Source organism: Marinobacterium litorale DSM 23545, from assembly GCF_000428985.1.
Classification (GTDB): Bacteria; Pseudomonadota; Gammaproteobacteria; order Pseudomonadales; family Balneatricaceae; genus Marinobacterium_D; species Marinobacterium_D litorale.
In genome coordinates this window covers 36,039-62,029 of sequence record NZ_AUAZ01000005.1, presented here as the reverse complement: position 1 = coordinate 62,029, position 25,991 = coordinate 36,039, and the positions used below count along the sequence as shown (strand labels likewise).

Below are 25,991 nucleotides of genomic sequence, written 5' to 3'. Positions count from 1 at the left end.
CTATGAATCGCACGAACGGTTGTCGCCCATGGCGAGGGCGACTTTGGAGCCGTTGTGCCGTCCCAGCTGCTGGGTAATCCAGTGCCCGGTTGCAACAACTGACTCGAGGTCGACACCGGTTTCGATGCCGAGCCCCTGAAGCAGGTAGAGCACGTCCTCAGTGGCCACGTTGCCTGATGCGCCGCGCGCATAGGGGCAGCCGCCCAGTCCGGCGGTGGAGCTGTCGATCACCTTTATGCCCTCCTCAAGGACGGCATAAAGGTTCGCCAGTGCCTGGCCGTAGGTGTCGTGGAAATGGGCAGCCAGTTGGCCCATGGGGACCTCGGCGGCGACCGCTTCCAGCATACGTTTTGCCTTCAACGGGGTGCCCACACCGATGGTGTCGCCCAGCGAGATCTCGTAGCAGCCCATTTCGATCAGCGCACGGCTCACGCGAGCCACCTCAGCCGGGGCGATCTCGCCCTGATAGGGACAGCCCAGTACGGTGGAGACGTATCCCCGCACCCGAATACCCTCTTTTCGGGCACGCTCAATCAGGGGGGCGAAGCGCTCAAGGCTTTCACCGATCGAGCAGTTGATGTTCTTCTGGGTAAACGCTTCGGAGGCGGCACTGAATACCGCGACCTCATCCGCACCTGCGATGATGGCGCCTTCGAGCCCCTGCAAGTTGGGAGTCAGCGCGGAATAGACCACGCCCGGTTTGCGAGTGAGGCCGGCCATCACATCGGTGGCATCCCCCATCTGGGGCACCCATTTGGGCGAGACGAAACTGGCCGCCTCAATGTGCCTCAGGCCCGTGGCCGCGAGACGGTCGATCAGTTCCACTTTGGTGGCCGTCGGTACGATGGGGCCCGGTTCATTTTGCAGGCCGTCACGGGGCGCCATTTCGACGATGCGGACCTGTTCTGGAAAGGCCATCAGGCTGCCTCCTCGGAATCGAGTTCGAGGGAGATCAGCTCGGCGCCCTCCGAAACCAGATCGCCTTCGCCGAAGAACACTTCACTGACGCTGCCGTTGCCGGATGCCTTGATGGCATGCTCCATCTTCATCGCCTCCATGATCACCAGCGTCTGGCCTGCCTCGACGCGATCGCCGGGGCTGACAAGCACAGCAACCACCGAGCCGTTCATCGGTGCCTGCAGGCCGCCCTCGCCAGATTGCTCCTCCAGGCCGAACTGTTCCCGGTGCAGGGCGCAATGGAAGGTTTCGCCGCGATGGAAAAGTACCAGCTGATCCTCGTGCAGATCGCCGCAAACGGTAAAGCGATGCCCGTTGACGGTGGCTTGAAGCCGGTCACCATCGAGCGCCGCACGCACCTCGTAACTGCACTCGCCGATATCGATCTGAAAGTGGTTGTCCTGCTCCAGAATACGCAGGGAGTGCTCGACATCATCGGCCAGCAGCTGCATGGGGCGGGCATAGTGCGAGTTGAGACGCCAACTGTTCTGGCGTGCAAACGGCGAGAACGGGTCTGCGGTCAGTGTCTGCTCCGCCTTGCTGCGCAGCAGGAAGAAGCAGGCACTGAGTACCAGTCCCAGGTTTTCATCCAGTTGTGCAGGTGGAAACAGCAGGTCCTCATGTTTACCAATAAAGCCGGTATCCAGTGCTTCGTTGCGAAACGGGGCGGAGTCGGCCAGTGCATGGAGGAAACGGATATTGGTTTTCACACCGTTGATCCGATACTCCTCGAGCGCCTGTACCATGCGGTTTATGGCGCGCTCGCGGGTGTCGTCCCACACGATCAGTTTGGCGATCATCGGGTCGTAATGGATGCTGACCTCATCGCCTTCGGTGACACCGGTGTCCACACGGACGTGGCTGTTTTCATCCGGCGTACGCAGATAGCGCAGGGTGCCGGTAGCCGGTAAAAAGTCATGGTCGGGGTCCTCGGCGTAGATGCGGGCCTCCAGGGCATGGCCACGGAGCTGGATCTGGTCTTGTTGCAGAGGCAGCGGCTCGCCATTGGCTACCCGTAGCTGCCACTCCACGAGATCTTGTCCGGTGATCATTTCGGTGACCGGGTGTTCGACCTGTAACCGGGTGTTCATCTCCATGAAATAGAAGGAGCCATCCACGTCGTACAGGAACTCAACGGTGCCCGCGCCGACATAGTCGATCGCCTGAGCTGCGCGTACCGCCGCTTCGCCCATCGCCCGGCGCGTTTCCTGGCTCAGGCCGGGTGCCGGGGCTTCTTCCAGCACTTTTTGATGGCGGCGCTGAACCGAGCAGTCGCGCTCGGCCAGATAAACACCGTTGCCATGGGCGTCGCAGAACACCTGGATCTCCACGTGACGCGGCTGAGTCAGGTATTTTTCGATCAGCATATCGGGGTTGCCGAAGGCGTTTTTCGCTTCCCGCTGCGCGGCGGCCAGGGCCTCATCGAATTCGCGCATCGACTCGACCACACGCATCCCTTTACCCCCGCCACCGGCAACGGCCTTGAGCAGCAGAGGGAAGCCGCATTTCTCGGCTTCGGCGCGAAGCAGGTCCGGGGATTGATCCTCGCCGTGGTAGCCGGGTACCAGAGGCACGCCGGCGTCCTGCATGATCGCCTTGGCAGCGGATTTGGAGCCCATGGAGGCAATAGCGGAGGCGGGCGGGCCGATAAACACGATGTCATTAGTCTCGCAGGCGCGGGCGAACTCGGTGTTCTCCGACAGGAAGCCGTAGCCCGGGTGGATGGCCTGGGCGCCGCTGGATTTGGCAACCTCAATGACCCGGTCGGCGCGCAGATAACTCTCGCTGCTCGGTGCCGGGCCGAGCAGGAAGGCTTCATCAGCCATCGCCACATGGCGGGCGTGGCGGTCGGCTTCTGAATAGACGGCGACGCAGCGGATACCGAGGCGGTGGGCGGTCTGAATCACCCGACAGGCAATCTCACCCCGGTTCGCGATCAAAATTTTGTTAAACATGACGAATTAATCCTCGATCCAGTTCGGTGGGCGCTTGCCGAGGAAGGCGCCAAGTCCCTCCTGCCCCTCAGCGCTGATGCGGATATCGGCGATACGGCGGGCGGTATCGGCGATGACGTCGCTATCGATGGGCTTGTCACTGACGGCAAAGATCAGTTGCTTGGCGGCGCTCATAGCCTGGGGGCTGTTACGGCGCAGCTGGCGGATGATGCGATGACAGGCATCGTCCAGCAGCGCGGCATCCGCAACGATTTCATGGACCAGGCCCGTTTCGGCGGCCACCTGGGCACTAAATGACTCGGCGCTTAAAAAGTAACGCCGAGCCAGCCGTTCGCCGATGGCCCGCACCACATAGGGGCTGATGACAGCCGGTATCAGGCCGATCTTCACTTCGCTGAGGCAGAACTGGCTCTGCTCGGTGGCGATAACGATGTCGCAGCAGGCGGCCAGTCCCACGGCCCCCCCATAGGCGGCGCCCTGCACCAGAGCGATGGTGGGTTTGCTGTGGTTGTTCAGCGCTTCCATCAGGCGAGCCAGGCGTCCTGCATCGTCCAGATTTTCCTGATGGCTGTTGTTCGCCATCCGCTTCATCCAGGCCAGGTCGGCACCGGCAGAAAAGTTGCGACCGTTTGAGCGCAGTACCAGAACACGGACAGCCGGATCGCGGTCGGTGGCCTCCAGCGCTTCGATCAATGCGGCGATGATGCTGTCATCGAAGGCGTTATGCACCTCGGGCCGGTTCAGTGTCAGCTGGGCGACGCCCCGGTCGGAGATCTCCAGCAGCACCGCGTTGTTGTTATTGTCCATAGTGCGTCTCTCCCGATTTCGCCTTACATGCGGAACACGCCGAAGCGGGTCTCGCCGATCGGCTTATTCAGTGCTGCTGAAAGACCCATACCGATCACATCGCGGGTCTGGGCCGGATCAATGACGCCGTCATCCCAGAGTCGGGCGCTGGCGTAATAGGGGTGGCCCTGTTGCTCGTAGGTTTCGATGATCGGCTTCTTGAACGCCAGCTCCTCTTCTGCCGACCACTCCTCCCCGGCACGCTCAAGGCCGTCTCGTTTGACGGTGGCCAGGACGCCGGCGGCCTGCTCTCCACCCATGACCGAAATACGGGCGTTGGGCCACATCCACAGGAAGTTGGGGCTGTAGGCGCGCCCACACATGCCGTAGTTGCCAGCGCCGAAGCTACCGCCGATCAGTACGGTCAGTTTAGGGACGTTGGCACAGGCAACGGCGGTGACCATCTTGGCACCATGTTTAGCGATGCCCTCGGCTTCGTACTTGCGCCCGACCATGAATCCGGTGATGTTTTGCAGGAACAGCAGCGGTATCCGGCGCTGGCAGCAAAGCTCGATGAAGTGAGCGCCTTTCTGCGCCGACTCGCCGAACAGAATGCCGTTGTTGGCCACAATGCCCACCGGGTAGCCGTGAACATGGGCAAAGCCGGTTACCAGTGAGGTGCCGTAATATTTCTTGAATTCGTCAAATTCGGAGCCGTCCACAATACGTGCAATGACTTCGCGTACGTCGTAGGGTTTGCGCAGGTCGGTGCCGACGATGCCATACAGCTCCTCGGGGCTATAAAGAGGGGCAGCGGGTTTGCGCAAGTTCAGAGTGATCGGCTTGCTGTGGTTCAGGTTCCGCACACAGTCCCGGGCGATCTGTAGCGCGTGCTGATCATTTTCGGCGTAGTGGTCGGCTACACCGGAGGTCTTGCAGTGCACGTCGGCACCGCCCAGATCTTCGGCACTGACCACTTCGCCGGTTGCTGCCTTAACCAGGGGCGGGCCGGCCAGAAAGATGGTGCCCTGATTACGCACGATGATCGACTCGTCGGCCATGGCCGGTACGTAGGCACCCCCGGCGGTACACAATCCAAGGACAACGGCGATCTGGGCGATGCCGGCCGCGGACATGCGCGCCTGGTTGAAGAAGATTCGACCGAAGTGATCACGATCCGGAAACACTTCGTCCTGGCGAGGCAGGTTGGCACCGCCGGAGTCGACCAGATAGATGCAGGGCAGGCGGTTCTGCTCGGCGATCTCCTGGGCGCGCAGATGCTTCTTGGCGGTCAGTGGGTAGTAGGTGCCGCCTTTCACAGTGGCATCGTTTGCCACAATCATACACTCGACGCCGCTGACGCGGCCGATACCCGTGATGATACCGGCGGCCGGTACCGACTCGTCATAGACGTCGTGGGCGGCAAGCTGGGACAGTTCCAGGAAGGGGGAACCCTCGTCGATCAGGGCGTTGATTCGGTCCCGTGGAAGGAGTTTTCCGCGCGCCAGGTGACGCTCCTGGTACTTGGGGCCGCCCCCTTGCTCCACTTGGGCGACCTTGTCGCGCAGGTCGGCCACGGCGGTGGCCATGGCATCGTGATTGGCGCGGAACTCGTCGGCGCGCGGGTTGATCTTGCTGTGCAGTGTTGTCATCGCACACTCCCGTTCTGCCGGGCAGGGGGCTGCCCGGGCATCTTTGGTTATTCTTGTTCGTGGTGATGCTTATTTATTCAGGAACAGCTCGCGCCCGATCAGCATGCGGCGGATCTCTGAGGTGCCGGCACCGATCTCGTAGAGCTTGGCGTCGCGCAGCAGGCGGCCGGTGGGGAACTCGTTGATGTAGCCGTTGCCGCCGAGCAGCTGAATCGCATCCAGCGCGACTTTGGTGGCCATTTCGGCGGAGTAGAGGATGGCGCCCGCGGCATCCTTGCGTGTGGTTTCGCCGCGGTCAGCGGCCATGGCCACCATATAGACGTAAGAGCGTGCAGCATTCATCTGCGTGTACATGTCCGCGACCTTGCCCTGAACCAGTTCAAATTCGCCAATTGCCTGACCGAACTGCTTGCGGTCGCGGATATAGGGCACAACCAGGTCCATGGCCGCCTGCATGATCCCCAGTGGACCACCGGAAAGTACCAGACGCTCGTAGTCCAGCCCGCTCATCAGTACTTTTACGCCGCCGTTGAGTTCGCCGAGGATGTTTTCCTTGGGCACTTTGGCGTCCTGGAATACCAGCTCACAGGTGTTGGAGCCGCGCATACCCAGCTTGTCGAGTTTCTGAGCCTGGCTGAAGCCTTCGGTATCACGCTCGACAATAAATGCCGTAATACCTTTGGGGCCGGCACTGGGGTCGGTTTTGGCGTAGATCACGTAAACATTGGCGTCCGGACCGTTGGTGATCCACATCTTGTTGCCGTTGAGGACGTAGTGGTCGCCGGCATCGCGAGCGGTCAGTTTCATCGATACCACGTCGGACCCGGCGTTGGGCTCGGACATGGCCAGAGCGCCGATATGCTCGCCGCTCAGTAGCCGGGGCAGATACTTTTCGCGCTGAGCGTCACTGCCGTTACGGTGAATCTGGTTAACGCAGAGGTTGGAGTGGGCACCGTAGGAGAGGCCCACGGAGGCCGACGCGCGACTGATCTCTTCCATGGCGATGACGTGAGCCAGGTAGCCCATATCGACCCCGCCCCATGCTTCCTTTACGGTAATGCCGAGCAGGCCCATGTCACCGAATTTACGCCAGAGGTCGTTGGGGAAGGCGTTTTCCTGATCGATCGCTTCCGCGCGCGGTGCGATCTCCTGAGCGGCGAAACTGTTGATCTGTTCGCGCAGCATATCGATGGTTTCGCCCAGCCCAAAATTAAGTTCAGAGTATGCAGAGATCATCTTTTTCTACCTTGTTGTAGTTATGCCGACTTGATTTCGTCCTGAAGCAACCCTTGCTTCTTGTCCTCAAGCTCCTTGAGGGCTGCCTTGCAGCGAGTCTCGGCATTGTCGAGTTCCAGTTGCGCCATCGCGATGTCTTTTAACTGCTGCTCGAGATTGGCGCGCTTGCTTTGGATTGTTGTGAGCATCAGGTGAAGCTGCTTTTCGCTGCCGCCGGGGGTTTCGTCCCATAAGTCGAACAGCTCCCGTGTCTCCGCCAGGGAAAAACCCAGTCGCTTGCCACGCAGTATCAGCTTCAGTCGCACCCGGTCCTTGCTGCTGTAGATGCGGGTCTGCCCGCTCCTGGAGGGGTGCAGAAGGCCCTGATCTTCATAGAAGCGAATGCTGCGAGTGGTTACATCAAACTCGCCGGCTAATTCGCTGATGGAGTAGGTCTTGCTCATCGTGTAAGGGTAATCCTGTATTTAATAGGAGTGATGGCAAGGCTAATACAAGTTTACGTTAACGTAAAGTGCCGATAATTAACTTGGTTAAAAATAGGGTTATTTTTTTTATAAGATACTGATTCTAAAAGTTAAATGTATTTTTAGATCGGTCTATACATGTCTTTATTAGACTAAAGTAGTAATTGTATTCCCCTAGTGATGATTGCTAGGTTTGGTCCGTGCCTTACGTGGACGTAAGGATTCGACGCCAAGTGCGAAAGCCAGCATAAAAACAACAAGGGGCTTGGTTTACACATGAGTGCAGACTACGTTCTTGAAACCCGGAATCTCATTAAAGAGTTCAAGGGCTTCACCGCGGTCGATGATGTCAATCTTCAGGTGGCACGCGGCCATATTCACGCCCTTATCGGCCCTAACGGGGCCGGCAAGACAACCGTATTCAACTTACTGACCAAGTTTCTGATCCCGACCAGCGGCCAGATCCTGTTTAACGGTGATGACATCACCGCGATGAAGCCCGCCGCGATCGCCCGCAAAGGGGTTGTACGTTCATTCCAGATTTCGGCGGTCTTTCCTCATCTTTCTGTTCTGGAGAACGTTCGCGTGGCTCTCCAACGCAAGGAGGGCCATAGCTTTCATTTCTGGCGTTCGCAAAAGGTGCTTGATCGGCTGAACGAGCGCGCCTACGAACTGCTGGCTTCAGTCGGTCTGGCCGATTTTGCCGAGGCACAGACTGTGGATCTCTCGTACGGTCGTAAACGCGCGCTGGAGATCGCAACGACGCTTGCCCTGGAGCCTGAGCTGATGCTGCTGGATGAGCCGACGCAGGGCATGGGGCATGAGGATGTGGGTCTGGTGGCCGACCTGATCAAAAAGGTGTCCAAGGGGCGCACGATTCTGATGGTCGAGCACAACCTGCATGTGGTTTCCAAGCTGGCGGACCGGATTACGGTGTTGCAGCGCGGCTCCATTCTGACCGAAGGTGATTACTCCACTGTGTCAGCCGACCCTCGTGTACGTGAGGCCTATATGGGCACTGCGGCCAGCGAGGAGCAGGACCGGGCTGATGAGCAGGCTGCTATGGAAGTGGTTGAGGAGGCTCGGGGATGAGTACCCATCGCGAGAAGCTACGTATTGATGATCTGCACGCCTTCTATGGTGAGTCCCATATCCTGCACGGCATCGATATGAACATCATGCAGGGCGAGCTAGTTACGCTGCTCGGGCGCAACGGTGCCGGGCGCAGCACAACGCTGCGGGCGATCATGAATATGGTCGGGCGGCGCAGCGGTTCGATCAATATCAACGGGACCGAGACCATCAGTTTACCGGCTCACAAGATCGCGCATCTGGGGCTGGGTTACTGCCCGGAAGAGCGGGGTATTTTCTCCAGCCTGAGTGTCGAGGAAAACCTGCTGTTACCGCCGGCGGTGCGATCCGACGGCATGAGCGTCGATGAGCTCTACGAAATGTTTCCCAACCTTTATGAACGCCGTACGAGCCAGGGCACCCGTCTATCCGGCGGTGAGCAGCAGATGCTGGCTCTGGCGAGAATTCTGCGCTCGGGCGCCAATATTCTGCTGCTTGATGAGATCACCGAGGGTTTGGCGCCGGTGATCGTACAGAAGCTGGGTGAAGTGCTGGTCAAGCTCAAGGAGCGGGGTTTGACCATATTGCTGGTGGAGCAGAACTTCCGTTTTGCAGCCCCCATTGCCGACCGTCACTACGTCATGGAACACGGTCACATCGTTGAGGAGATTCAGGCCCGTGAGCTTGAAGCCAAGACAGAGCTCCTGAATACCTACCTTGGGGTTTGATCCCTTAAATGAGAAATAAAAATAACAATGCTCGATAGGAGAGTGTCGATGAGAATGATTAAGAAGACCCTACTGGCAGCTTCGGTTGCCGCATTTGCATCTTCCGCGGCCCTGGCCAACGTATCGGATGGCAAAGTCAAGATCGGTGTGTTGGCGGATATGGGCGGCGTGTACGCGGATATCTGCGGCGAAGGTTGTGTTACCGCGATCAACATGGCGGTGGAAGACTTTGGCGGCAGTGTGCTGGGCGCGCCGATCGAGGTCATCAGTGCCGATGATCAGCTTAAGCCTGACGTGGGCTCGGCCATTGTTCGCAAGTGGATTGAAAACGAGCAGGTGGATGCGGTCGGCGGGCTGGTCTCCTCTGCGGTGGTCGGTGCAGCGACCAAGGTAACCACCGAAGCCAAGAAGATTGCATTGATCTCCACTGCGGCTTCTAACGCTTTCACCACCAAGCAGTGCTCACCCTATAACGTGCATTGGACCTATAACGTGGTGGCGCTGGCCAACGGTACCGTAAAGCCGATGGTCGAGGCGGGCAAGAAAAAGTGGTTCTTCATTACGGCTGACTATGCCTTTGGTCATGCCCTTGAAGGCGTTGCCACCAAGGTGATCAAGGAAAATGGCGGTGAAGTTATGGGCGCCGCCCGTGCGCCGCTGGGTACCACTGACTTCTCCTCGTACATTCTTCAGGCTCAGTCCTCCGGTGCCGATGTGGTGGCGCTGGCCAATGCCGGAACCGATACGGTCAACGCGCTTAAGGCTGCGTCCGAATTTGGTCTGACGCAGATGGTTGATGTGGCCGGTCTGCTGGTATTCACGCCCAACGCTCAGGCGATGGATCCCAATACCGCGGGCGGTATGCGTACCACAACCGGTTTCTACTGGGATTATGACGATCAGACCCGTGAGTGGAGCAAGCGTTTCAAAGAGCGCCATGGTGCGATCCCGGCGATGGGTCATGCCGGTGCTTACTCCATGACCATGCATTATCTGAAGGCGATTGAGGCGGCCGGTACCGATGACTCCGATGCCGTTATCAAGAAGATGAAAGAGATGAAGCCGGATGATTTCTTCGCACGCAACGCGACGCTGCGCAGTGACGGACGCATGGTTCACGACATGTACTATGTGGAGATCACCAAGCCCGAAGAACGCAGCAGCAGTGATGACATCTTCAAGGTCGTCAGCGTGATCCCGGGTGATCAGGCCTTCGCACCCGTGCTGCCCGAATGCGATTTTAAATAAGAACAATAGTTGAATCCTGCTACGGCAGTGCTGCTCTGCCGCCTCTTTCCGGGGTGGTAGAGCAGATTGAACACTGCTGTTCGCGGTCGCTGTAAATGGGTGTGAACGGGACAAGGCTATGGTGACATTTCTCGGAATCAATCTTTTCGGTCTGTTCGGTCAGCTGCTTGTCGGCCTGATCAACGGATCTTTCTATGCTCTGTTGAGCCTTGGGCTGGCGATCATTTTCGGTCTGCTCAAGATCATCAATTTCGCCCAGGGTGCCATGTACATGCTGGGAGCCTTCGCCGCCTGGCTGGCGCTGAGCTATTTCGGCATAAACTATTGGGCCGCGCTGGTGGTGGTGCCGCTGGCTGTCGGTTTCGTCGGCATTCTGATGGAGCGATTCCTGGTCCGTCCCATCGCTAATGAGGACCACCTTTACAGCCTGCTCCTGACGTTTGGTGTAGCACTGATACTGCAGGGGCTTTTCACCCATCTTTACGGCTCTTCCGGTCTGCCCTACAGCATTCCCGAAGCGCTCAGTGGCGGGACCAAGCTCCCGTTCATGTATCTGCCGGATTACCGTCTCTGGATTATCTGCGCATCCGTCGTGGTCTGTGGACTGACCTGGTGGATGATCGAAAAAACCAAGCTGGGCGCTTATCTGCGCGCCGGTACTGAAAATCCGCACCTGATGCAGGCGTTTGGTATCAATGTGCCATTGATCGTGACCCTGACCTTTGGCTTTGGTGTAGCCCTGGCGGGTCTCGCCGGTGTGATGGCCGCGCCGATCTACTCGGTGTCGCCGGATATGGGCTCCAATCTGCTTATTGTGGTGTTCGCCATTGTCGTTATCGGCGGTATGGGCTCCATTGGTGGCGCTATTCTGACGGGGCTGGGCATGGGCGTGATTGAGGGTCTGACCAAGTATTTCTACCCGGAAGCGTCCAATACCGTGATCTTTCTGGTGATGGTGATCGTGCTGCTGGTCAAGCCGGCCGGTCTGTTCGGTAAGGAGGCCTGAGAGGGTTATGATGAAACTGAATAAACTCTACGTGGTGCTCGTGCTGCTGGCTGTTGTAGCGCCGTTCTTTCTCTATCCAGTCTTTCTGGCCAAACTTCTCTGCTTCGCGCTGTTTGCCTGTGCGTTCAACCTGATGCTCGGCTATGTGGGGCTGCTCTCCTTTGGTCACGCTGCCTTTCTCGGTACGGGGGGATATATCACCGGCTGGCTGATGATGAATTCAGGCCTCACGCCCGAGCTTGCGGTCATCCTGGGGACAGTCGCTGCCGGTGCTCTGGGGGCGGTGTTTGGCAAGCTCTCGGTCAAGCGGGAAGGGATCTACTTCGCCATGGTGACGCTGGCACTGGCTCAGCTGGTGTTCTTTCTCTATCTTCAGGCACCGTTTACCGGTGGTGAGGACGGCATGCAGGGTGTATCGCGCGGCGAACTGTTCGGCTTTATCGATCTGACCGATAACCTGAACATGTACTATTTCGTGCTGGCCGTGTTCCTGTTTGGTTTCTGGCTGGTTCATCGCACGATTCATTCGCCGTTTGGGCAGATACTCAAAGCGATTCGTGAAAATGAGCCGCGTGCCGTTTCACTGGGCTACGAGGTCAACAACTACAAATGGGTCGCTTTCACCATCTCTGCTGCGCTGGCGGGGCTGGCGGGCTCCACCAAAACGCTGGTGTTCCAGCTGGCGTCACTGACCGATGTGCACTGGCATATGTCGGGCGAGGTGGTGCTGATGACCTTGGTCGGCGGGGTTGGCACGATCCTGGGGCCGGTGGTTGGTGCCGGCGTTATCGTGACCATGCAGAACTATCTCTCCGGCGGTGAGCTGGGCAACTATGTCCATATCATCATGGGTTTTATCTTCGTGATCTGTGTACTGGCGTTCCGCAGCGGTATCGTCGGCGAGCTTCAAAAAGTGTGGAAGCGAAATTTCGGCTAACTCGACCCGGTCGAGCGATTCGCCCACCATTGATTCCCCGGTGGGCGTTTTTTCGTTAACGATCTAGCTGGCCATGGTCGTTCGGCGCCGGTTGAAATATCAGCTGACGTAAGAGGAGTGGCCGGTTCGGATTGCCCGGTAGTGGCTGGGCGAAATGCCCATCGTCTTTTTAAAGATGCGAGAAAAATAGTAAGCATCTTCATATCCTACAGCCCAGGCTATCTCCTTTATCTCCTTGTCGGTCACATCCAGCAGGTGGCAGGCGCGCTCGATCTTGAGCTGGATGAAATGGTTGATCGGCGTCGTACCGGTCAGTGTTTTGTACTTCTTGATAAAGTGGTATTTGGACAGGCTTACGGCGCTGGCCAGCGTGTTCACATCCAGTTGTTCATGCAGTCGGGCCTGCATCAGGCTGTGCACCTTTTCGATATCAAATGATTCCTCCTGCTGTAATCTGGCCAGTGGGCGCAATAGCGCAATATGTGTCAGGAGCTGACGTAACTGACTGCTGGCATGCAGGTAGGATGTGAGTCGGTGGCGTGCCTGGCGGGTGTCCAGCAAGGTCTCAAAGTCAGACACCAGTCGAGAGTGGATTCCCAGATGCAGTAAGGGCGAACCGACATCCAGTGCCAGCTGGTCGATAAATGTCTGTGACAACTGCCCGCCGAAGTGAATCCAGTAGATACTCCAGGGGTCCCGGGCGTCGGTCCGGTAATGGTGGGCAGTTCCGCGCGGTAGCACCAGGAGATCGCCTGGCCTCACGATACGGCGCTTATTCTCGTCTCCATAGGTGACTCTGCCACTGCCTTCCAGACAGTAAATCAGCAGAAAGTCGTCATGTTGAGCGCGACGCATTTCATGGCCCTGTGCCCGTCGATAATATCCCAGGCCTAACGGATACAGTTGCTCGCTGAGCGGGTGTTGTGCCAGTTCGGAAACCACTTTTCGGGGCAGAACAAAACGGATGCTTTCGGGGGAAAGAGGCCAGCTGGAGGGTGTGCTCATGATTCAGGTACTGTTGTATTTCGTTAATTAGTATTATCCCTTATTTAATAGCAATATAGTCCATCAACTGAGCAACATTATCAATCTCTGCGTGGGGCTCCCTGTGTTACAAAATCAGTCAGTGTTCAGACGCAGCTCTAGCGTCTCGGAAACCGATAGCAGGTTGGCTGCGATCGCATAACAACAAAAATCTGACTGTGAAGGTGACTTGAATGACTCAGCATGTACCGCTTCTGATCGGTGGTGAATTCGTACAGAGCGAAACCAGCCAGTGGCTGCCGGTGACCAATCCCGCTACGCAGGAGGTCCTGGCGCAGGTGCCCTGTGCCACGTCGGCTGAGGTTGATCGCGCCGTGTCTGTAGCGCAGCAGGCGTTTGATAGCTGGAAAGAGACCGCCGTGGGTGATCGTGCGCGGTTGATGCTGCGCTATCAGGCGCTGTTGAAAGAGCACCATGATGAACTGGCCGAGCTGCTGGCTCAGGAAACCGGTAAAACCTTCGAAGATGCCAAAGGGGATGTGTGGCGTGGTATTGAGGTGGTGGAGCATGCCTGCAATATCGCTTCGTTGAGCATGGGCGAAACGGTGGAAAACGTGGCCCGTAAAATCGACTGCTACAGCGTCACTCAGCCACTGGGTGTTTGCGTGGGTATCACGCCATTTAACTTTCCGGCCATGATTCCGCTGTGGATGTTCCCGATGGCGATCGCCTGTGGCAATACCTTCGTGCTGAAACCCTCCGAGCAGGATCCACTGACACCGATGCGCCTGGCTGAGCTGTTTAAGGAAGCCGGTGCGCCGGATGGGCTGCTGCAGATTGTTCACGGCACCAAGGATGTTGTGAACCAGCTGCTGACTCACAAGGATACACCGGCGATCTCGTTCGTCGGGTCGGTGGCTGTGGGTGAGCACATTTACCGTACCGGCACCGACCATATGAAGCGGGTGCAGGCGTTTGCCGGCGCGAAGAACCACATGGTGGTGATGCCGGATGCGTCCAAGAATCAGGTGATCAGCAATATCGCGGGTGCTTCCGTGGGCGCTGGGGGACAGCGCTGTATGGCGATTTCCGTGGCGGTGTTTGTGGGTGAGTCTCGTCAGTGGATAGAAGAGGTGCGCGATGCCCTGGCCAAGGTCCGTCCGGGTGCCTGGAACGACCCCCAGGCCGGCTACGGACCGTTGATTAACCCTCAGGCGCGGGAGCGTGTTCTGCGATTGATTCAGGAGGGTAAAGACGCCGGAGCGGACTGTATCCTCGATGGCAGCGAATGTGCTGTCGAGGGCTATCCGGATGGTAACTGGGTGGGCCCCACCATGTTCCGCAATGTGACCCGTGATATGTCGATCTACCAGGAGGAGATTTTCGGTCCGGTGCTGATCGCACTCGAGGTGGATACGCTCGATGAGGCGATTGCCCTGATCAACGAAAACCCCTATGGCAACGGTACCTCGATCTTCACGTCCTCCGGCGCCGCGGCGCGCAAGTATCAGCACGAGATCAAAGTGGGTCAGGTTGGTATCAATGTGCCGGTACCGGTGCCGCTGCCCATGTTCTCCTTCACGGGCTGGCGCAAGTCCTTCTACGGCGATCAGCACGCCTATGGCAAGCAGGCGGTGAAGTTCTACACCGAGACCAAGACCGTGACTGCACGCTGGTTTGAGGACGATATCGTTTCCGGTCCCAACATGACCATCCAGCTCAAGTGATAACCGCAGGCGAGTTCGAGGTGTGTGATGGATTTTGAACTGAACGAAGACCAGATCGCCTTTGCCGATATGGCGCGAGGGTTTGCCCTCAATGAGCTTGAGCCCAACGCGGGTGAGTGGGATCAAGAAGCGATCTTTCCGGTCGAGGTGTTACAGAAAGCCGGCGAGCTTGGATTCTGCTCGTTGTATACACCGGAAGCGGCGGGCGGCTTGGGGCTGAGCCGTCTGGACGCCAGCATTATCTTTGAGCAACTGGCGATGGGCTGTACCTCCACCACGGCCTACCTCACCATCCACAACATGGTGAGCTGGATGGTGGCCAGTTTTGGTGGCCCGGCGGTTATCGAGCAGTGGAGCGAGGGGTTGGCCAGTGGCCAGCAGCTTGGCTCCTACTGCCTGACCGAGCCCAATGCTGGTTCCGATGCGGCTTCGCTGAAAACCACGGCCCGTCGCGATGGAGATCACTATGTGCTCAATGGCAGCAAAATCTTTATCTCGGGCGCCGGCAGTACCGACCTTCTGGTGGTGATGGCCCGCACCGGTGGTGAGGGTGCGGCCGGGATATCTGCTTTCGCGGTCGATGCTCGCAGCGAGGGTATCAGCTACGGCCGCAAGGAGGACAAACTGGGGTGGAACTGCCAGCCCACACGGATGATCACCTTTGAAGACGTACGTGTACCGGCGTTGAATTTATTGGGTGAAGAGGGCCAGGGCTTCAGGATCGCCATGAAGGGCCTGGATGGCGGTCGGATCAATATCGCTACCTGTTCGGTGGGAACCGCCCAGCAGGCGCTCAATAAAGCGCGGGAGTATCTGCTTGAACGACGGCAGTTCGGTCAGCGCCTGGCCGATTTTCAGGCGTTGCAGTTCCGGATTGCCGATATGCAGACGGAACTGGTAGCCGCCCGGCAGATGGTGCGTCTGGCCGCCAGCAAGCTGGATAACGGTCACCCCGATGCCACCAGTTATTGTGCCATGGCCAAGCGGTTTGCCACCGATGTCTGCTACGGCATCTGTGACGAAGCGCTTCAGCTGTATGGCGGTAACGGCTATATCAAGGAGTACCCGCTGGAGCGTTATCTGCGTGACACCCGGGTTCATCGAATTCTGGAAGGTACCAACGAAGTGATGCGCCTCATTATCTCCCGCCGAGTGCTGGCTGAAGGAGCCGGCGAGCTTTAACACCGGCTTGAGAGGCACACGACAAACCGGCTTCAAGGAGAGCAGGAATATGTCTGAACCGATTCGAATTGAAAAGCGCGGCCATGTGGCGCTAGTGACCATGAATAACCCACCGGCCAATACCTGGACGGCGGACAGCCTGCAGGCACTCACGCGCAGTGTAGAGGAGCTGAATCAGGACCGGGAGATCTGGAGCCTGGTATTGACCGGCGAGGGGGACAAGTTCTTTTCCGCCGGTGCAGATCTCAAGTTGTTTGCGGACGGGGATCGCAGTGTAGCCCGTGATATGGCTCGCCTGTTCGGTGAAGCCTTCGAAACCCTGAGCCGTTTTCGCGGCGTATCCATCGCCGCCATCAACGGCTTCGCCATGGGGGGCGGACTGGAAGTGGCACTGGCCTGTGATCTGCGCGTAGCTGAAACCCAGGCCCAGATGGCGCTGCCCGAAGCAAAAGTCGGCCTGTTGCCCTGCGCCGGGGGGACTCAGAATCTGACCTGGCTTGTCGGTGAGGGCTGGGCCAAGCGGATGATCCTCTGCGGCGAACGGGTTAAAGCGCAGCAGGCGCGTGAGATCGGTCTGGTCGAAGAGGTGGTCGAACAGGGGCAGGCGCTGTCCCGCGCGTTGGAGCTGGCTGAACAGGTTGCGGAGCAGAGCCCCTCGGCGGTGGCTGCCTGCAAAACGCTGATTCAGTCCGGTCGCAGTCGCCCGCTGGATCAGGGATACATACTGGAGCGCGAGCTGTTTGTGGATCTTTTCCATACCGAAGATCAGCGTGAGGGGGTTAACGCCTTCCTTGAGAAGCGCAAGGCCGAGTGGATCAACCGCTGAATGGGGAGAACCGTATGAGCGCTGTGCTCTTTATCGAACATGCAACCGGTGATGGTCACGCGATCGGTGAGATTCGTATCAATGCGGAAAAATCACTGAACGCGCTGACGCTGGAGATGGTCGACCTGATTCAGCCCCAGCTGGATCGCTGGCGCGATGATGATCGTATCGTCGCTCTTTTTATGGATAGTGCCGGTGACAAGGCGTTTTGTGCAGGGGGCGATATCGTCAACCTCTACAAGGCGATGAGTTCCAACGAAGGCGACTTTCCGGAGCAGTTTTTCACCCGTGAATACCGTCTTGATTACACCCTGCATACCTACCCGAAACCGATTATCTGTTGGGGCAGCGGGATCGTCATGGGTGGTGGCATGGGCCTGATGAATGGCTGTAGCCACCGCGTGGTCACTGAGACATCCCACCTGGCCATGCCGGAGGTGACCATCGGACTTTATCCCGATGTGGGCGGGAGTTGGTTCCTGAACCGGATGCCGGGAGGCACCGGACTGTTTCTGGGACTGACCGGAAACCCGATCAACGCGGCCGATGCGCTCTTCCTGGGCCTGGCGGACCGGGTCCTCACCTCCGATATGCGTGAAGGCCTCATGCAACGGTTGCAGAGCGAAGCCTGGACGGGGGACGCCGGTGGCGTGGTCAGCCGTGTGTTGCGGGAGCTGGAGGCGGAGTGTCGCGACACATTCCAGGCCATGCCGGCCCCGATCCGTGCCCACGAGGCCCTGATTCGTGAGGTGACCAGTCACGACAGGGTCGAGGAGGTCGTCGCTGCGCTATTGGCGGTGGAGTCCGATGATAAGTGGGTCAAGCGTGCCCAGAAGGCGATCAGCCACGGTAGTCCGTTATCGATCAAAATGATCCACCGCCAACTGCAGCGCTGCCGTCATATGTCGTTGCGGGAGGTGTTCCAGCATGAGCTGGAGCTGTCGATTCAGTGCTGCCGTCACCGAGAGCTTCAGGAGGGTGTTCGCGCCCTGCTGATCGACAAGGATGGCCAGCCTAACTGGACCTTCCCGACGGTTGAGGCGGTCGAACCGTCGTTTATGGACGGCCTGTTCGAGTCGCCCTGGTCGACTAACCCGCTGGCAGACCTTTAAGCGCATGACGGCTGTCGGGCTCGGCAGCCTTTCAATGATCGAGAATAAAAATAAGGAACAGAACCCATGGCAACAATCGCATTTATCGGTCTTGGCAACATGGGTGGTCCCATGGCCGCCAATCTCGCCCAGGCAGGGCACAACGTTAACGCTTTCGATCTCTCTGGCGCCGCACTGAATCAGGCCGTCGAGGCGGGCTGCAATGCGGCGGATAGTGCGCAGCATGCGGTGCGTGGCGCGGATTTCGTTATCTCCATGCTGCCTGCGGGCAAGCATGTGGAAGCACTGTTTGTCAGTGGCGAGCAGCCGCTGTTCGACCTGATCGATTCCAGCGCGCTGGTGATCGACAGCTCTACCATCGACGCCGATACCGCCCGTCGTGTGGCTGCGGCCGGTGCCGAGAAGGGCATTGGTTTTATCGATGCGCCGGTCTCCGGCGGAGTCGGCGGTGCCAAGGCCGGTACCCTGACTTTTATTGTGGGTGGTGAGGCCGCCCAGTTTGAGCGGGCTCAGCCGATATTGGCCTGCATGGGCAAGAATATCTTCCATGCCGGTGAGACCGGAGCCGGTCAGATCGCCAAAGTGTGTAACAACATGCTGCTGGGCATCCTCATGGCGGGCACCTGTGAGGCGCTCAGTATGGGGATGAAGAACGGCCTCGATCCCAAGGTGCTGTCCGACATCATGAAGCAGAGCTCCGGCAATAACTGGGCGCTGCAGGTTTACAACCCGGTGCCGGGGGTTATGGACGGCGTGCCGGCTTCCCGTGATTATGAGGGCGGCTTTATGGTGGATCTGATGTTCAAGGATCTGGGGCTGGCCATGGAAGTGAGCCAGCAGAGCGCATCAGCCACACCGATGGGCTCGGCGGCGCGGGCACTGTTTAACCTGCACAAGAGCAACGGTAATGGTGGCCTGGATTTCTCCAGTCTGATCAGGCTGTACCAAAGCGCCGAATAGGGTCATATAGGGTGCCCGAGTGGCACCGCCCCCCACATAAAAATAACAAGATGAGGTGAGTATGGATTACAACGCGCACTATCAGGCGTCGATCGACGACCCGGAGGGCTTCTGGGCGGCCCAGGCCGACCGGATCGCCTGGTTCAAAAAGCCGGAACAGATTCTGACGGCCACGGACTGGGGTACCCACAGCTGGTATGCCGATGGCGAGCTTAATACCTGTTATCTCGCGCTCGATCACCAGATCGAACAGGGACGTGGTGAACAGGTTGCGCTCTACTACGACTCCCCGGTGACCGATACCAAAGAGGCGATCACTTTCAATGAACTGCGCACGCGGGTCAGCCGGTTTGCCGGTACCCTGCGTAAATTCGGGGTAGAGAAGGGCGATACGGTCGTTATCTACATGCCGATGATCCCGGAAGCGGCCGTCGCCATGCTGGCCTGCGCCCGGCTTGGCGCTGTGCACTCTGTCGTGTTCGGTGGCTTTGCGCCCAACGAACTGGCGATCCGAATCGACGATGCCAAGCCAAAGGTTATTCTGACCGCCTCCTGCGGCATCGAATTCGATAAACAGATCGCTTACAAACCACTGGTGGATCGTGCCCTTGAGCTGGCCCGGCATACACCGCCTTACACTCTGGTGTGCCAGCGTCCGATGCTCAAGGCCGAGATGGATCCGGCGCGTGACCTGGACTGGTATCAGGCGCAGGAAGGTGTCCTTCCGGCCGAGTGTGTTCCGGTTCGCGGTAGCGATCCGCTGTATATTCTCTATACATCGGGCACCACGGGCCAGCCCAAGGGTATCGTGCGTGACAACGGTGGTTACGCCGTGGCGTTGAGCTTCGCGCTGAATAACGTCTACGGCATGCAGCCCGGGGATGTCTGGTGGGGCGCGTCGGATATCGGCTGGGTGGTGGGTCACTCATTCATCGTTTATGGCCCGCTGATGGGCGGTTGTAGTGCGATCTTCTACGAGGGTAAACCGATTCGGACACCCGATGCCGGTGCCTTCTGGCGCATCATCGAGGAGTACAAGGTCAACTCCATGTTCTGTGCGCCCACGGCGTTTCGCGCCGTTCGCAAGGAGGATGCCGAGGGTGCGTTGGCTAACCGGCATGATCTGAGCAGCCTGCGCTGGATCTTTGTGGCGGGCGAGAAACTCGATTCAGCCACCTACTATTGGCTAGATGAGCTGCTGCAGGTGCCGGTGATCGACCACTGGTGGCAGACCGAAACCGGCTGGCCCGTGACAGCGCCGATGATGGGCTGGGACAATCCGTCCGCTGCACGCCTGGGTTCTACCAATAAACCCATACCCGGATACGATATCCAGGTGCTTGATGGCGAAGGTGAGCCCGTCGGACCGATGGAAGCGGGCAATATCTGCATCCGCCTGCCATTGCCACCGGGAGTGGCCTGGAGTATCTGGAACAACAACGACCGTTTTGTCAGCTCCTATCTGACGCTGTTTCCCGGCTATTACCATACCGGCGATGGCGGCTATAAGGATGAAGACAACTATGTCTACATCACCGGTCGTACCGATGATGTGATTAATGTCTCCGGACACCGGCTTTCCACCGGTGAAATGGAAGAGGTCGTGTCGGCCCATGAAGCCGTGGCCGAGTGTGCCGTCATCGGCGTGGCCGATGAACTCAAGGGGCAGGTGCCGGTGGGTTTAATCGTGCTCAAGGCGGGCGTCGAGATCGAGGAAGCGCAGCTGGAGCAGGAACTCGTAGCACGGGTCCGCGACCAGGTGGGTGCCGTGGCCTGCTTCCGCCGGGCGATTATCGTGCAGCGCCTGCCCAAGACGCGCTCCGGCAAGATACTGCGCGCGATTCTGCGCAAAATCGCTGCCGCGGAGGAGTACAAGATGCCCTCAACCATTGACGATGAAACCATCCTGCCGGAGATCGAAGACAGGATACGGGCGGTCGGCGTGGCTTGAACCCTGATCAGGGCCTCTACGGAGGCCCTTCTTTCTTAAGCAAATCGCTCCCCAGCTCCTTTTCGCCTTGTTGTCCTCTGCTGTCGTTTTTTGCCAATTTTGCTGCCGAATATTGTCATGGCACCGGCTCCGGTGCTGTTCCAAACTTAGGGATATCACTTATTCAACGCCGTGGCACAAAAGGCGGCAAAAACAACAATCAAGGTGAGTGGGTTATGGAGTTCAAAGACGTACCGGCAATAGTCACAGGTGGTGCCTCCGGGCTTGGTGAAGGATCAGCCCGAGCGCTGGCAGCGGCTGGCGCGAAGGTGGCGATCTTCGACCTTCAGGAGGAGCGCGGTCGAAAGGTCGCCGAGGAGCTGGGTGGTTTGTTTGTGCGCTGTGATGTGGCTGATGCCTACAGTGCAGAAGCGGCATTCGCCGCAGCCCGTGAGGTGCATGGCCCCTGCGGTATTGCCGTGAACTGTGCCGGTATCGCCCCGGCCGGCAAAATCGTCGGCAAAGAGGGGCCGATGCCGCTGGATGATTTCAGCCGGGTGATTCAGGTCAACCTGGTCGGTAGCTTCAACATCATGCGCCTGGCTGCCGCCGAGATGGCGAACCGGGAAGCCAATGGGGACGGCGAGCGGGGGGTGATCATCTCCACCGCTTCCATCGCAGCCTACGAAGGTCAGGTTGGCCAGGTGGCCTACAGCGCCTCCAAGGGGGGGGTTGTGTCGATGACGCTGCAGGCTGCCCGTGAGCTGGCGCGCAGTGGTATACGGGTGAATACCATCGCCCCCGGCATATTTATGACGCCAATGATGGCCGGCTTCTCTCAGGAGGTGCAGGACAGTCTGGCGGCAACGCTGCCCTTTCCGAAGCGCCTGGGTCAGCCCGAGGAGTTTGGCCTGCTGGTTGATCAGATCGTTAGAAATCCGCTCTTGAACGGTGAAACAATCCGGCTCGATTGCGCGCTGCGCATGGCACCCAAGTGAATGCAGGGAGGTGGGTGCAATGAATACGGCGTTAAAGATTGAGCACGAAGAACTCGAACTGTTCCGACAGATGCTGTTGCGTGCGCTGGAACGAGAGGTAGCGCCTTATTACGAACAGTGGGAGCGTGACGGAATCTGCCCTCGCGCACTCTGGAATACCTTGGGTGAAGGGGGGCTTCTGTGTGTGGATGCGCCCCAGGCCTATGGCGGCTGCGAAGTACCCTTCGAGTATTCGGTGATGCTGGTGAGCGAAATGGCCCGGCTGGGCTACGGGGCGCTGGCCACCAATCTGATGGTGCACTCCGATATTGTCGCACCCTACATCGCGCACCTGGGTAGCGATGCCCAAAAAGAGCGCTGGCTGCCAGGCATGGTCAGCGGTGAGGTCGTGGGCGCCATCGCAATGACAGAGCCCGGTGCCGGCAGTGATCTGGCGGCGCTGCGAACGACCGCCATCGCAGATGGCGACGAATTTATCCTTAACGGCTCCAAAACCTTTATTACCAATGGTCAGCATGCGGATCTGGTGATCGTTGCCGCCAAGACCGACCCGTCTGCCGGGGCGAAAGGCGTCAGCCTGTTTCTTGTGGATACGGCACTGCCTGGATTCAGCCGGGGGCGGAATCTGGAGAAGATTGGCCAACACTGCGGCGATACCTCGGAGCTGTTTTTCGACAACCTGCGTGTTCCGGCGTCTGCGTTGCTGGGCGAGCCCGGCCAGGGATTTGTTTACCTCATGCAGGAGCTGCCGCGCGAGCGCCTGGTGATTGGTGCCATGGCGGTTGAGGCCGCCCGCGGCGCACTGGATATGACCATTCGATATGCCGATGAGCGGCGGCTTTTTGGGCAGAAGCTCAAGGCATTGCAGAACACCCGTTTTCGGGTCGCGGAAATGGAGACCGACTACCGCATTAACCGCGCTTTCATCGATCAGTGTATAGGCGCCTACGTAAGCGGTGAACTGGATGCGGCCAGTGCCTCAATGGCGAAATACAGCGCGACCGAGATGCAGTACCGGGTGGCTGATGGGTGCCTGCAACTGTTCGGCGGTTACGGCTACACCAGCGAATATCCAATTTCTCGCGCCTTTGTCGATGCCCGTGTACAGCGTATTTACGGTGGCACCTCCGAGGTGATGAAGGAGGTCATTGCGCGATCGGTGCTGGGCCGGGACTGAAATACAGCCAGAACAAACTCCATGACAATAAGTTTAAACAGGAGCAACAGATGTCAGATAGCAATATCGTAATTTTAGGCGCGGCCCGTACCCCGATGGGCGGAATGATGGGCGCACTCTCCAGTGTGCGCTCCCCGGAGCTGGGGGCCGTTGCCATCAAGGCGGCCGTGGAACGGGCCGGTTTGGCTCCCGCAGATATCGATGAAGTGATTATGGGATGCGTTTTACCCGGCGGCCTTGGACAGGCACCGGCACGGCAGGCCTCGCGGGCGGCGGGTATTCCCGATGCCAGCGGCTGTACCACCGTCAACAAGATGTGTGGCTCGGGTATGAAAGCCGTGATGCAAGCGCATGATCAGATCAAGGCGGGAAGTGCGTCGATCATGGTGGCGGGCGGTATGGAAAACATGAGCCAGGCGCCCTATCTCCTGCCCAAGGCGCGTGCCGGTATGCGCATGGGTCACGGCCAGGTGCTGGATTCCATGTTCCTGGATGGGCTTGAGGATGCCTACGAAGGCGGACTGATGGGCGTTTTCGCTCAGCGTACTGCCGATGAGTACGGCATCAGTCGCGAAGCGATGGACGATTTTGCGATCAGCTCGCTAAACCGGGCGCTTTCTGCAATCGAGAACGGTGGGTTCAAGCAGGAAATTGCGCCTGTCACCGTCAATGGCCGTCAAGGTGATCAGATAGTGGAGGTGGACGAACAGCCGGGCAATGCACGTCCGGATAAGATCCCTCAGCTCAAACCCGCCTTTAAAAAAGATGGCAGCGTCACCGCGGCTAACTCCAGCTCGATCAGTGACGGCGGGTCAGCACTGGTATTGGCGAGCAGCGAGGAAGCGCAGCGGCGGGGCCTTACACCGGTGGCGCGCATAGTGGCGCACTCCACCCACGCCCAGCTGCCGGCTGAGTTTACCATTGCGCCCATCGGAGCCATTCAGAAGGTGCTTGATAAAGCGGGCTGGAGCAAGGATGAGGTGGATCTGTTCGAGATCAACGAAGCCTTTGCCGTGGTCTCTCTGCTGGCGATCAAGGAGCTGGGGCTCGATGAGGAGAAGGTCAATGTTCACGGTGGCGCCTGTGCGTTGGGTCACCCTATCGGCTCTTCCGGTTCCCGTATTCTGGTGACATTGCTCAACGCGCTGCAGCAGCGAGGTCTCAAGAAAGGCGTAGCATCTTTGTGTATCGGAGGGGGAGAGGCGACCGCTGTGGCGGTGGAGCTGTTTTAAAAGCACTCGGTTGTGTTGAAGTACCCTGCCTTGGGGCCATTCGTTGAATGGCCCCTTTTTTCGTCATCTCCTTTCAAAGGCTAGGATCAGACCCGTTGCTCAAGCTCGGGAACCGCGTCAAACAGATCACCGACCAGGCTGTAATCGGCGATCTGGAAGATGGGCGCTTCCTCATCCTTGTTGACGGCAACGATCACCTTCGAATCCTTCATGCCGGCCAGGTGTTGGATTGCGCCGGAAATGCCGACTGCGATGTAGAGCTCCGGTGCGACCATCTTGCCGGTTTGTCCCACCTGCATGTCATTGGGAACGAAGCCCGCGTCCACCGCTGCCCGGGATGCGCCCACGGCAGCGCCAAGCTTATCGGCGAGGCGATAGAGCATCTCGAAGTTTTCGCCGTTGCCCAGGCCCCGGCCACCCGAAATAACGGTGGATGCGGCTGTGAGCTCCGGCCGGTCCGAACTGGCCAGCGCTTCCCCGACAAATTCGATATCCGTGTGTTGATGTACGCGGGTACAGCGCTCGATATTAGCGTTGCCACCGGTGGCGTCGGCTGCGTCGAAGGCGGTGCCTCGTACTGTCATTACTTTGATGGGGTCGCTGGATTTTACGCGGGCGATTGCATTGCCGGCGTAGATGGGTCGTTTGAACGTATCGGCAGACTCCACCGAGATGATGTCCGAGAGCTGGTTGACCCCCAGCAGGGCTGCGACCCGTGGCAGGATGTTCTTACCGGTGGTCGTTCCCGGTGCGAGTACATGGCTGTACCCCTGTGCCAGCTCGGCCACCAGCTTACTGACATTCTCCGCCAGCTGATGGGCATAGGCGGCATGGTCGGCCAGGATGACCTTGCGCACCCCGCCGATCTGAGCGGCGGCTTCGGCCACCGCGTCACAGTTGTTGCCTGCCACCAACAGGTCAATCTCACCACCGATCGCTTGGGCGGCGCTGATCAGGCTCAGGGTGACGGGTTTCAGTGACTGGTTATCGTGTTCGCTTAAGATAAGAGTGCTCATGCCAGTACCTTTGCTTCGTTACGCAGTTTATCCACCAGCTCTTCCACCGAGCTGACCCGAATACCGGCCTGACGCTCGGCTGGCGCTTCGACCCCCAGCAGTTCCACCCCGTTGGTTACTTCAGCGCCCAGCTCCTCGGGGGTTTTGACTTCAAGTGGTTTGCGCTTGGCTTTCATGATGTTGGGCAGTGAAGCGTAGCGTGGCTCGTTCAGGCGCAGGTCTGTGGTTACCACGGCCGGCAACTGCATGCTCAGTGTCTGCAGGCCCCCGTCGATCTCGCGTGTTACCCGCAGGCTGCCGCCCTCGACCTGAACCTCGGATGCAAAGGTGGCCTGGGGGCGGTCCATCAGCGCTGCCAGCATCTGGCCGGTCTGGTTGTTGTCGGCGTCGATTGACTGTTTACCCAACAGGATCAGGTCGGCTGATTCCTCCTGTGCAACCTGTTTCAGGATGCGGGCGATGGACAGGGGGGCCAGATTGTCGGGCGCTTCCACTTGAATGGCGCGGTCGGCGCCCAGAGCCAGTGCCGTGCGCAGCTGCTCCTGACAGGCTTTACTGCCGATGGAAACCACCACGATCTCCTGGGCCTGGCCGCTTTCCTTGAGGCGAATCGCTTCCTCGACGGCGATTTCACAAAACGGGTTCAGGGCCATTTTGACGTTGGCCAGATCCACATCGCTGCAGTCTGCCTTGACCCGGACCTTCACGTTGTAGTCGATCACGCGTTTGACGGCTACGAGTATTTTCATCGCTTCTCTCTACTCTTTAAACAGCATTCGATTGAGAAAAAAGAGGCCCGAAGGCCTC

At 58.7% G+C, this 25,991-nt stretch carries 23 protein-coding genes; 14 read left to right on the top strand and 9 right to left on the bottom strand.

Annotation, left to right across the window (positions count from 1 at the left end; translation table 11 throughout):
- The 6 genes from G403_RS0105835 to G403_RS22350 form a co-directional block, all read right to left on the bottom strand.
- Entirely contained in the window at window positions 1-918 is a 918-nt protein-coding gene (locus G403_RS0105835) for a hydroxymethylglutaryl-CoA lyase (protein WP_027853162.1), read from the bottom strand.
- Window positions 918-2,912: an acetyl/propionyl/methylcrotonyl-CoA carboxylase subunit alpha gene (locus G403_RS0105830; protein WP_027853161.1), complete on the bottom strand. Its 1,995-nt coding sequence runs from the start codon at window positions 2,910-2,912 to the stop codon at window positions 918-920. Before G403_RS0105830 ends, G403_RS0105835 begins: the two co-directional genes overlap by 1 nt.
- A gap of 6 nt (window positions 2,913-2,918) precedes the next feature.
- Window positions 2,919-3,719 (bottom strand): enoyl-CoA hydratase/isomerase family protein, encoded by an 801-nt coding sequence (locus G403_RS0105825; protein WP_027853160.1) that lies wholly within the window; start codon window positions 3,717-3,719, stop codon window positions 2,919-2,921.
- A 23-nt stretch (window positions 3,720-3,742) separates the two neighbouring features.
- Complete coding sequence (locus tag G403_RS0105820) at window positions 3,743-5,350, bottom strand: carboxyl transferase domain-containing protein (protein WP_027853159.1); 1,608 nt, start codon at window positions 5,348-5,350, stop codon at window positions 3,743-3,745.
- A gap of 69 nt (window positions 5,351-5,419) precedes the next feature.
- The gene (locus tag G403_RS0105815) at window positions 5,420-6,586 is read right to left on the bottom strand and encodes an isovaleryl-CoA dehydrogenase (RefSeq protein ID WP_027853158.1); all 1,167 of its coding nucleotides are present in this window, start codon (window positions 6,584-6,586) and stop codon (window positions 5,420-5,422) included.
- Window positions 6,587-6,606: 20 nt separating this feature from the next.
- Window positions 6,607-7,029 (bottom strand): MerR family transcriptional regulator, encoded by a 423-nt coding sequence (locus tag G403_RS22350; protein ID WP_036232746.1) that lies wholly within the window; start codon window positions 7,027-7,029, stop codon window positions 6,607-6,609.
- 297 nt (window positions 7,030-7,326) lie between these two features.
- Between G403_RS22350 and G403_RS0105805 the strand changes: the two genes are divergently transcribed.
- From G403_RS0105805 to G403_RS0105785, 5 genes are all read left to right on the top strand, one after another.
- A complete protein-coding gene (locus G403_RS0105805) occupies window positions 7,327-8,142 on the top strand; it encodes an ABC transporter ATP-binding protein (protein WP_027853157.1) in 816 nt (271 codons plus the stop codon).
- Window positions 8,139-8,849 (top strand): ABC transporter ATP-binding protein, encoded by a 711-nt coding sequence (locus G403_RS0105800; RefSeq protein ID WP_027853156.1) that lies wholly within the window; start codon window positions 8,139-8,141, stop codon window positions 8,847-8,849. Before G403_RS0105805 ends, G403_RS0105800 begins: the two co-directional genes overlap by 4 nt.
- A gap of 48 nt (window positions 8,850-8,897) precedes the next feature.
- A complete protein-coding gene (locus G403_RS0105795) occupies window positions 8,898-10,097 on the top strand; it encodes an ABC transporter substrate-binding protein (RefSeq protein ID WP_027853155.1) in 1,200 nt (399 codons plus the stop codon).
- Between the two features lie 118 nt (window positions 10,098-10,215).
- Window positions 10,216-11,103: a branched-chain amino acid ABC transporter permease gene (locus tag G403_RS0105790; RefSeq protein ID WP_027853154.1), complete on the top strand. Its 888-nt coding sequence runs from the start codon at window positions 10,216-10,218 to the stop codon at window positions 11,101-11,103.
- Window positions 11,104-11,113: 10 nt separating this feature from the next.
- A complete protein-coding gene (locus tag G403_RS0105785) occupies window positions 11,114-12,040 on the top strand; it encodes a branched-chain amino acid ABC transporter permease (protein ID WP_027853153.1) in 927 nt (308 codons plus the stop codon).
- Window positions 12,041-12,139: 99 nt separating this feature from the next.
- On the opposite strand, the gene G403_RS0105780 is transcribed toward G403_RS0105785, so the two are convergent.
- Entirely contained in the window at window positions 12,140-13,045 is a 906-nt protein-coding gene (locus G403_RS0105780; protein WP_027853152.1) for an AraC family transcriptional regulator, read from the bottom strand.
- 212 nt (window positions 13,046-13,257) lie between these two features.
- Here G403_RS0105780 and G403_RS0105775 point away from each other — a divergent pair, with 212 nt between their 5' ends.
- The 9 genes from G403_RS0105775 to G403_RS0105735 all read left to right on the top strand — a co-directional run bounded on the left by G403_RS0105775 (window position 13,258) and on the right by G403_RS0105735 (window position 24,168).
- On the top strand, window positions 13,258-14,751 hold the full coding sequence (locus tag G403_RS0105775; protein ID WP_027853151.1) for a CoA-acylating methylmalonate-semialdehyde dehydrogenase: 1,494 nt from the start codon (window positions 13,258-13,260) through the stop codon (window positions 14,749-14,751).
- Window positions 14,752-14,778: 27 nt separating this feature from the next.
- Window positions 14,779-15,933, top strand: a complete 1,155-nt coding sequence (locus G403_RS0105770) for an acyl-CoA dehydrogenase family protein (RefSeq protein ID WP_027853150.1) — start codon at window positions 14,779-14,781, stop codon at window positions 15,931-15,933.
- Between the two features lie 49 nt (window positions 15,934-15,982).
- A complete protein-coding gene (locus tag G403_RS0105765; RefSeq protein ID WP_027853149.1) occupies window positions 15,983-16,759 on the top strand; it encodes an enoyl-CoA hydratase in 777 nt (258 codons plus the stop codon).
- Window positions 16,760-16,773: 14 nt separating this feature from the next.
- Window positions 16,774-17,871 carry an enoyl-CoA hydratase/isomerase family protein gene (locus tag G403_RS0105760; protein ID WP_027853148.1) on the top strand — a complete coding sequence of 366 codons (1,098 nt, stop codon included), beginning with the start codon at window positions 16,774-16,776 and terminating at the stop codon, window positions 17,869-17,871.
- Between the two features lie 66 nt (window positions 17,872-17,937).
- Window positions 17,938-18,831, top strand: a complete 894-nt coding sequence (mmsB, locus tag G403_RS0105755) for a 3-hydroxyisobutyrate dehydrogenase (protein ID WP_027853147.1) — start codon at window positions 17,938-17,940, stop codon at window positions 18,829-18,831.
- A gap of 61 nt (window positions 18,832-18,892) precedes the next feature.
- Entirely contained in the window at window positions 18,893-20,782 is a 1,890-nt protein-coding gene (locus G403_RS0105750; protein WP_027853146.1) for a propionyl-CoA synthetase, read from the top strand.
- 215 nt (window positions 20,783-20,997) lie between these two features.
- Window positions 20,998-21,759 carry an SDR family NAD(P)-dependent oxidoreductase gene (locus G403_RS0105745; RefSeq protein ID WP_027853145.1) on the top strand — a complete coding sequence of 254 codons (762 nt, stop codon included), beginning with the start codon at window positions 20,998-21,000 and terminating at the stop codon, window positions 21,757-21,759.
- A gap of 19 nt (window positions 21,760-21,778) precedes the next feature.
- Window positions 21,779-22,936 (top strand): acyl-CoA dehydrogenase family protein, encoded by a 1,158-nt coding sequence (locus tag G403_RS0105740; RefSeq protein ID WP_027853144.1) that lies wholly within the window; start codon window positions 21,779-21,781, stop codon window positions 22,934-22,936.
- A 50-nt stretch (window positions 22,937-22,986) separates the two neighbouring features.
- Window positions 22,987-24,168, top strand: coding sequence for a thiolase family protein (locus G403_RS0105735; protein ID WP_027853143.1), 1,182 nt, complete (start codon window positions 22,987-22,989; stop codon window positions 24,166-24,168).
- 86 nt (window positions 24,169-24,254) lie between these two features.
- On the opposite strand, the gene G403_RS0105730 is transcribed toward G403_RS0105735, so the two are convergent.
- On the bottom strand, window positions 24,255-25,184 hold the full coding sequence (locus G403_RS0105730; protein ID WP_027853142.1) for an electron transfer flavoprotein subunit alpha/FixB family protein: 930 nt from the start codon (window positions 25,182-25,184) through the stop codon (window positions 24,255-24,257).
- Window positions 25,181-25,933: an electron transfer flavoprotein subunit beta/FixA family protein gene (locus tag G403_RS0105725; RefSeq protein ID WP_027853141.1), complete on the bottom strand. Its 753-nt coding sequence runs from the start codon at window positions 25,931-25,933 to the stop codon at window positions 25,181-25,183. Before G403_RS0105725 ends, G403_RS0105730 begins: the two co-directional genes overlap by 4 nt.
- Window positions 25,934-25,991 lie beyond the last annotated feature (58 nt).

Excerpts from the sequence above, each read along its gene's own strand:
- G403_RS0105835 (WP_027853162.1), bottom strand. The coding sequence starts at position 918 with ATGGCCTTTCCAGAACAGGTCCGCATCGTCGAAATGGCGCCCCGTGAC.
- G403_RS0105830 (WP_027853161.1), bottom strand. The coding sequence starts at position 2,912 with ATGTTTAACAAAATTTTGATCGCGAACCGGGGTGAGATTGCCTGTCGG.
- G403_RS0105825 (WP_027853160.1), bottom strand. The coding sequence starts at position 3,719 with ATGGACAATAACAACAACGCGGTGCTGCTGGAGATCTCCGACCGGGGC.
- G403_RS0105820 (WP_027853159.1), bottom strand. The coding sequence starts at position 5,350 with ATGACAACACTGCACAGCAAGATCAACCCGCGCGCCGACGAGTTCCGC.
- G403_RS0105815 (WP_027853158.1), bottom strand. The coding sequence starts at position 6,586 with ATGATCTCTGCATACTCTGAACTTAATTTTGGGCTGGGCGAAACCATC.
- G403_RS22350 (WP_036232746.1), bottom strand. The coding sequence starts at position 7,029 with ATGAGCAAGACCTACTCCATCAGCGAATTAGCCGGCGAGTTTGATGTA.
- G403_RS0105805 (WP_027853157.1), top strand. The coding sequence starts at position 7,327 with ATGAGTGCAGACTACGTTCTTGAAACCCGGAATCTCATTAAAGAGTTC.
- G403_RS0105800 (WP_027853156.1), top strand. The coding sequence starts at position 8,139 with ATGAGTACCCATCGCGAGAAGCTACGTATTGATGATCTGCACGCCTTC.
- G403_RS0105795 (WP_027853155.1), top strand. The coding sequence starts at position 8,898 with ATGAGAATGATTAAGAAGACCCTACTGGCAGCTTCGGTTGCCGCATTT.
- G403_RS0105790 (WP_027853154.1), top strand. The coding sequence starts at position 10,216 with ATGGTGACATTTCTCGGAATCAATCTTTTCGGTCTGTTCGGTCAGCTG.
- G403_RS0105785 (WP_027853153.1), top strand. The coding sequence starts at position 11,114 with ATGAAACTGAATAAACTCTACGTGGTGCTCGTGCTGCTGGCTGTTGTA.
- G403_RS0105780 (WP_027853152.1), bottom strand. The coding sequence starts at position 13,045 with ATGAGCACACCCTCCAGCTGGCCTCTTTCCCCCGAAAGCATCCGTTTT.
- G403_RS0105775 (WP_027853151.1), top strand. The coding sequence starts at position 13,258 with ATGACTCAGCATGTACCGCTTCTGATCGGTGGTGAATTCGTACAGAGC.
- G403_RS0105770 (WP_027853150.1), top strand. The coding sequence starts at position 14,779 with ATGGATTTTGAACTGAACGAAGACCAGATCGCCTTTGCCGATATGGCG.
- G403_RS0105765 (WP_027853149.1), top strand. The coding sequence starts at position 15,983 with ATGTCTGAACCGATTCGAATTGAAAAGCGCGGCCATGTGGCGCTAGTG.
- G403_RS0105760 (WP_027853148.1), top strand. The coding sequence starts at position 16,774 with ATGAGCGCTGTGCTCTTTATCGAACATGCAACCGGTGATGGTCACGCG.
- mmsB (WP_027853147.1), top strand. The coding sequence starts at position 17,938 with ATGGCAACAATCGCATTTATCGGTCTTGGCAACATGGGTGGTCCCATG.
- G403_RS0105750 (WP_027853146.1), top strand. The coding sequence starts at position 18,893 with ATGGATTACAACGCGCACTATCAGGCGTCGATCGACGACCCGGAGGGC.
- G403_RS0105745 (WP_027853145.1), top strand. The coding sequence starts at position 20,998 with ATGGAGTTCAAAGACGTACCGGCAATAGTCACAGGTGGTGCCTCCGGG.
- G403_RS0105740 (WP_027853144.1), top strand. The coding sequence starts at position 21,779 with ATGAATACGGCGTTAAAGATTGAGCACGAAGAACTCGAACTGTTCCGA.
- G403_RS0105735 (WP_027853143.1), top strand. The coding sequence starts at position 22,987 with ATGTCAGATAGCAATATCGTAATTTTAGGCGCGGCCCGTACCCCGATG.
- G403_RS0105730 (WP_027853142.1), bottom strand. The coding sequence starts at position 25,184 with ATGAGCACTCTTATCTTAAGCGAACACGATAACCAGTCACTGAAACCC.
- G403_RS0105725 (WP_027853141.1), bottom strand. The coding sequence starts at position 25,933 with ATGAAAATACTCGTAGCCGTCAAACGCGTGATCGACTACAACGTGAAG.